Genomic DNA, 5,156 nt, shown 5'->3' with positions numbered 1-5,156 from the left:
GTCAAGTTGTCGGCCTATTAGTACCGGTCAGCTTCACGAGTCGTTAGTCCTCGCTTCCACGTCCGGCCTATCAACCCCATGGTCTATAGGGGGCCTTCACACCCGAGGGTGTTGGAAATCTCATCTTGAAACAGGCTTCCCGCTTAGATGCTTTCAGCGGTTATCCCTTCCCAACGTAGCCAACCAGCCGTGCTCCTGGCGGAACAACTGGCACACCAGAGGTTGGTCCACCCCGGTCCTCTCGTACTAGGGGCAGCCTTTCTCAAATTTCCTGCGCGCGCAGCGGATAGGGACCGAACTGTCTCACGACGTTCTAAACCCAGCTCGCGTACCGCTTTAATGGGCGAACAGCCCAACCCTTGGGACCAACTCCAGCCCCAGGATGCGACGAGCCGACATCGAGGTGCCAAACCATGCCGTCGATATGGACTCTTGGGCAGGATCAGCCTGTTATCCCCGGGGTACCTTTTATCCGTTGAGCGCCGGCGCTTCCACATGCCACCGGCGGGTCACTAGTCCCGACTTTCGTCCCTGCTCGACCTGTCAGTCTCACAGTCAAGCTCCCTTGTACACTTGCACTCGCCACCTGATTGCCAACCAGGCTGAGGGAACCTTTGGGCGCCTCCGTTACTCTTTGGGAGGCAACCGCCCCAGTTAAACTACCCACCAGGCACTGTCCCTGATCCGGATTACGGACCGAGGTTAGATATCCAGAGTGATCAGAGTGGTATTTCAACAATGACTCCACCGAAACTGGCGTTCCGGCTTCACAGTCTCCCACCTATCCTACACAAACCACACCGAATACCAATACCAAGCTATAGTAAAGGTCCCGGGGTCTTTCCGTCCTGCTGCGCGTAACGAGCATCTTTACTCGTAGTGCAATTTCGCCGAGTTCGCGGTTGAGACAGCGGAGAAGTCGTTACGCCATTCGTGCAGGTCGGAACTTACCCGACAAGGAATTTCGCTACCTTAGGATGGTTATAGTTACCACCGCCGTTTACTGGGGCTTAAATTCGGAGCTTCGCCTTGCGGCTGACCCCTCCTCTTAACCTTCCAGCACCGGGCAGGCGTCAGTCCGTATACATCGTCTTGCGACTTCGCACGGACCTGTGTTTTTAGTAAACAGTCGCTTCTCCCTGGTCTCTGCGGCCCTCAAACGCTTCCCCACGCTAGGTGGTTCACGCCTCAGGCCCCCCTTCTCCCGAAGTTACGGGGGCATTTTGCCGAGTTCCTTAACCACGATTCTCTCGATCGCCTTAGTATTCTCTACCTGACCACCTGAGTCGGTTTGGGGTACGGGCGGCTAGGACCTCGCGCCGAGGTTTTTCTTGGCAGCATAGGATCACCGATTTCCCCCATACGGGGTCACCATCAGGTCTCAGCCTTCGTGAACCGCGGATTTGCCTACGGTTCGGCCTACACCCTTAGACGTGGACTACCATCGCCACGCTCGGCTACCTTCCTGCGTCACCCCTGTTATTACGCTTGACTACTACGGATCTGGTTCACGCGCGCCACCGAGCTCCCCCCGAAGGGTTCGCCGGCTTTGGGCGTTTAGCATCGTCCGCCTCGTCATGGGCGGTCCTTCGCCGGTACGGGAATATCAACCCGTTGTCCATCGACTACGCCTGTCGGCCTCGCCTTAGGTCCCGACTTACCCAGGGCGGATTAACCTGGCCCTGGAACCCTTGGTCATTCGGCGGACGGGTTTCTCACCCGTCTTTCGCTACTCATGCCTGCATTCTCACTCGTGTGGCGTCCACCGCTGGGTTACCCCGCGGCTTCACCCGCCACACGACGCTCCCCTACCCATCCACACGCCTGGACCACGAAGGCCTAGCGCAATGTGTGAATGACACAACTTCGGCGGTGTACTTGAGCCCCGCTACATTGTCGGCGCGGAATCACTTGACCAGTGAGCTATTACGCACTCTTTCAAGGGTGGCTGCTTCTAAGCCAACCTCCTGGTTGTCTGTGCAACTCCACATCCTTTCCCACTTAGCACACGCTTAGGGGCCTTAGTTGGTGTTCTGGGCTGTTTCCCTCTCGACTACGAAGCTTATCCCCCGCAGTCTCACTGCTGCGCTCTCACTTACCGGCATTCGGAGTTTGGCTGACGTCAGTAACCTGGTGGGGCCCATCGGCCATCCAGTAGCTCTACCTCCGGCAAGAAACACGCAACGCTGCACCTAAATGCATTTCGGGGAGAACCAGCTATCACGAAGTTTGATTGGCCTTTCACCCCTATCCACAGCTCATCCCCTCGGTTTTCAACCCAAGTGGGTTCGGCCCTCCACGCGGTCTTACCCGCGCTTCAGCCTGGCCATGGATAGATCACTTCGCTTCGGGTCTAGACCCAGCGACTCAAACGCCCTGTTCGGACTCGCTTTCGCTACGGCTGCCCCACACGGGTTAACCTTGCCACTGAGCACTAACTCGCAGGCTCATTCTTCAAAAGGCACGCCGTCACCCCTGCTAAGGAGGCTCCGACGGATTGTAAGCACACGGTTTCAGGTACTATTTCACTCCCCTCTCGGGGTACTTTTCACCCTTCCCTCACGGTACTGATTCGCTATCGGTCAGTAGGTAGTATTTAGGCTTACAGAGTGGTCTCTGCAGATTCACACGGGATTTCTCGGGCCCCGTGCTACTTGGGATGACTCTCAGGAGTCCGCATGATTTCGGCTACGGGGGTCGCACCCTCTATGCCGGGCCTTTCAATGCCCTTCGCCTATCACACGGATTTTTGACTCCTCAACCGTCCGGCAGAACGGTTAGAAAGGTCCCACAACCCCGTACGTGCAACCCCTGCCGGGTATCACACACGCACGGTTTGGCCTCATCCGCTTTCGCTCGCCACTACTCACGGAATATCTCTTCCTGTCGGTACTGAGATGTTTCACTTCCCGACGTTCCCTCCACACGCCCTATGTGTTCAGGCGTGGGTCACTGGACATGACTCCAGCGGGGTTTCCCCATTCGGACATCCTCGGATCACAGCTTGTTTGCCAGCTCCCCGAGGCTTATCGCAGGCTACAACGTCCTTCATCGGCTCCTACTGCCAAGGCATCCACCATGTGCTCTTAAAAACTTGACCACAGATATCAAAGATGCTCGCGTCCACTGTGCAGTTCTCAAACGACGGGCGACCCCACCATTCCTCGTCCGCCTACCAGCTTCACTGGCGGTTCGCGACGATCCGGTGGTCCGCAACCGTGCACCCTCACTCCCCGAGACCCGATCCGAAGACCAGCTGCTCGAGGGGGTTGACGGTCTGAAAAGGTTGAACTTCACGTCCGACCCTTCAGGACCCAACAGCGTGCCAGCCGACAACCTGTGCGCATGGTGAGGGAGGTTCCAACCCGAAAGGGTGTACTGACCATCACCAGCAAGGCTGCCGGCGCATGTCGATGTTCCATCCATGAGCCCCACCAGAGCACTGTCGGCTCTGAAGTGGGATCCTGACCAACCCGAGGGCTGGTAGGTGCTCCTTAGAAAGGAGGTGATCCAGCCGCACCTTCCGGTACGGCTACCTTGTTACGACTTAGTCCCAATCGCCAATCCCACCTTAGACAGCTCCCTCTCTTACGAGTTGGGCCACTGGCTTCGGGTGTTACCGACTTTCGTGACTTGACGGGCGGTGTGTACAAGGCCCGGGAACGTATTCACCGCAGCGTTGCTGATCTGCGATTACTAGCGACTCCGACTTCATGAGGTCGAGTTGCAGACCTCAATCCGAACTGAGACCGGCTTTTTGGGATTCGCTCCACCTTACGGTATCGCAGCCCTTTGTACCGGCCATTGTAGCATGCGTGAAGCCCAAGACATAAGGGGCATGATGATTTGACGTCATCCCCACCTTCCTCCGAGTTGACCCCGGCAGTCTCCTATGAGTCCCCACCATTACGTGCTGGCAACATAGGACGAGGGTTGCGCTCGTTGCGGGACTTAACCCAACATCTCACGACACGAGCTGACGACAACCATGCACCACCTGTATACCCCGCCGAAGCACCCCCCATCTCTGGGGGTAGAGGGTATATGTCAAGCCTTGGTAAGGTTCTTCGCGTTGCATCGAATTAATCCGCATGCTCCGCCGCTTGTGCGGGCCCCCGTCAATTCCTTTGAGTTTTAGCCTTGCGGCCGTACTCCCCAGGCGGGGCACTTAATGCGTTAGCTGCGACGCGGAACTCATGGAAAGAGCCCCACATCTAGTGCCCACCGTTTACGGCGTGGACTACCAGGGTATCTAATCCTGTTCGCTCCCCACGCTTTCGCTCCTCAGCGTCAGTTGTGGCCCAGAGACCTGCCTTCGCCATCGGTGTTCCTCCTGATATCTGCGCATTCCACCGCTACACCAGGAATTCCAGTCTCCCCTACCACACTCTAGTCTGCCCGTACCCACTGCAGGCCCGAGGTTGAGCCTCGGGTTTTCACAGCAGACGCGACAAACCGCCTACGAGCTCTTTACGCCCAATAATTCCGGACAACGCTTGCGCCCTACGTATTACCGCGGCTGCTGGCACGTAGTTAGCCGGCGCTTCTTCTGCAGGTACCGTCACTTTCGCTTCTTCCCTGCTGAAAGGGGTTTACAACCCGAAGGCCTTCATCCCCCACGCGGCGTCGCTGCATCAGGCTTGCGCCCATTGTGCAATATTCCCCACTGCTGCCTCCCGTAGGAGTCTGGACCGTGTCTCAGTTCCAGTGTGGCCGGTCGCCCTCTCAGGCCGGCTACCCGTCGTCGCCTTGGTGAGCCACTACCTCACCAACAAGCTGATAGGCCGCGAGCCCATCCCAGACCGAAAAACTTTCCCGACACACACCATGCGGTGGTGCCGCTTATCCGGTATTAGACCTCGTTTCCAAGGCTTATCCCAGAGTCTGGGGCAGGTTACTCACGTGTTACTCACCCGTTCGCCACTGATCAGAAGGAGCAAGCTCCTCCGTCACCGTTCGACTTGCATGTGTTAAGCACGCCGCCAGCGTTCGTCCTGAGCCAGGATCAAACTCTCCGTAAATGAATGGCGTACAACCGGTCGAAACCGGCATACAACATTACAGAGTAAGAACCCGAAGGTCCGATTTAATCTCTGACATCGAACAAAACATCATTGCTGACATTTCGTTGTCTACCAAAGGAATCCTGCACCCCC

General features: G+C 57.1%; 2 rRNA genes. Both read right to left on the bottom strand.

Annotated features, from left to right (window positions below):
• Positions 1-3,100, bottom strand: a 23S ribosomal RNA gene (locus AOM09_RS14720); the annotation flags it as partial.
• A 398-nt stretch (positions 3,101-3,498) separates the two neighbouring features.
• Positions 3,499-5,021, bottom strand: a 16S ribosomal RNA gene (locus AOM09_RS14715).
• Between the last annotated feature and the right edge of the window lie 135 nt (positions 5,022-5,156).

The sequence above is a fragment of the Demequina iriomotensis genome (assembly GCF_000971395.1).
Classification (GTDB): domain Bacteria; phylum Actinomycetota; class Actinomycetes; order Actinomycetales; family Demequinaceae; genus Demequina; species Demequina iriomotensis.
The sequence above is the reverse complement of the archived record's forward strand: the minus strand, read 5'-3'. Positions and strand labels throughout refer to the sequence as shown.